At 72.4% G+C, this 1,466-nt stretch carries 2 protein-coding genes; both read left to right on the top strand.

From position 1 onward, the window contains the following. The first annotated feature begins 344 nt into the window (after positions 1 to 344). Positions 345 to 767, top strand: a complete 423-nt coding sequence (locus ABD207_RS04025) for an Hsp20/alpha crystallin family protein (protein ID WP_344010077.1) — start codon at positions 345 to 347, stop codon at positions 765 to 767. A gap of 109 nt (positions 768 to 876) precedes the next feature. Further along, positions 877 to 1,383: a DUF2267 domain-containing protein gene (locus tag ABD207_RS04020; RefSeq protein ID WP_344010076.1), complete on the top strand. Its 507-nt coding sequence runs from the start codon at positions 877 to 879 to the stop codon at positions 1,381 to 1,383. Positions 1,384 to 1,466: the final 83 nt, after the last annotated feature.

The following is a 1,466-nucleotide window of genomic DNA, read 5'->3' as shown; positions in this document are numbered from 1 at the left end:
CCCTCGCCGCCGTCGTGATCGCGATCCGGCCGCCGGCGCCCATCGCGCCGCCGGATCCGCCGCGGCAGCGACGCCGATCCGGGCGCGCCCGGCTGCGCCGACATGTGTGTTTCCGAACCGGCTCCGGAGCGGCTCGGCTACGCCCCCGGTCCACGAGACGGCGCCAGCCGGTCCGGCGGCCGCGCCGATTCCCCCCGACGTCGTGATCAGCTCCCGCTACGACGCCGGTTCGGAGCTCACCGAACCTGAGTCCGGGGTTGTCAAGTTTCCTCTCCGGAGCTATATAAGAAGGTGATCGGAGAGCATCGCATCGGAGTTCACAGTGAAGGGAGGAGTGGACTGTGATGCTCATGCGCACCGACCCGTTCCGCGAGATCGACCGACTCGCACAGCAGGTCTTCGGCTCGGCCGCCCGCTCGTCGGCGATGCCGATGGACGCGTACCGGGCGGGGGACGAGTTCGTCGTCCACTTCGATCTCCCCGGCCTCGACCCCGAGACGATCGAGCTGGATGTCGAGCGCAACGTCCTCAATGTGCGCGCCGAGCGACGCTCTGAGGCCCCCGAGGACGCCGACATGATCGTCGCGGAACGGCCCACCGGCACCTTCAGCCGGCAGCTGTTCCTCGCCGACACGCTCGACACCGACCGCATCGAGGCCGCCTATGAGGCCGGTGTCCTGACGCTGCGCATCCCGGTGGCCGAGGAGGCCAAGGCACGCCGCATCCAGATCACGGGCGGCGACAGCCGCAAGCAGATCAGCAGCTGACACCACTCACGCACGCGTCCCGCGGACCCCGGCCGCCCGCGGGACGCGCTCCCGTGCCCGCAGCGGCGCGGGGGAGCGACCGGAGGCCCCGAAGGAGGAGAGGAGCCCCATGACCACGGTGACGCCGCACGAGACCACGATGCCCAGCCGCAAGACGGTGATCCCGGCCCCGGCCCCGGACCGGGCCCGCCCGGCCCCCGTCCCCCGCTCCGCGGAGGTCGGCTGGCAGGAACTGGTCGACGCGGTGCGGGAGTCCGGTCAGTACCGGACGCGGGCGGAGGCGGAGAGCGTCACCCGCATCGTCCTCTCCGCGCTCGGCGGTCATGTCGTCGGTGACGAACGTGTCGATCTGGCACGCGCGCTGCCGGAAGAGGCGGCACGGGTGATCGCCTCCCAGGTCCCGGCCACCCGCCCGCTCACCGCGGCGGAATTCGTGGAGTCGGTGGCCGCCCGGATCGAGGGCTCGACCCCGGCGACCGCGCGCTGGGACGTCAGCTCGGTCCTCAGTGTCCTGCCGTCCTTCGTGGGCGAGGACCTGATCACCCGCATCATCGGTCAGCTGCCCCAGGGGTACGCCCTCCTGTTCGGCCGGGCCGAGCTCACCCCGGCGGAGTGACCGGGCCGCACACCGGTTCCTCCAGCCGGTGATCCGAACCCTTCCACCGGGCCCCGCCCGGGCCGCGGAGCCGCCGCGGTCCG

Origin of the sequence: Streptomyces thermospinosisporus (genome assembly GCF_039526425.1) — a bacterium.
Taxonomy (GTDB): Bacteria; Actinomycetota; Actinomycetes; order Streptomycetales; family Streptomycetaceae; genus Streptomyces; species Streptomyces thermocarboxydovorans.
Note: the sequence above shows the minus strand (reverse complement) of the source record. Positions and strands in the feature narration are given on the sequence as shown.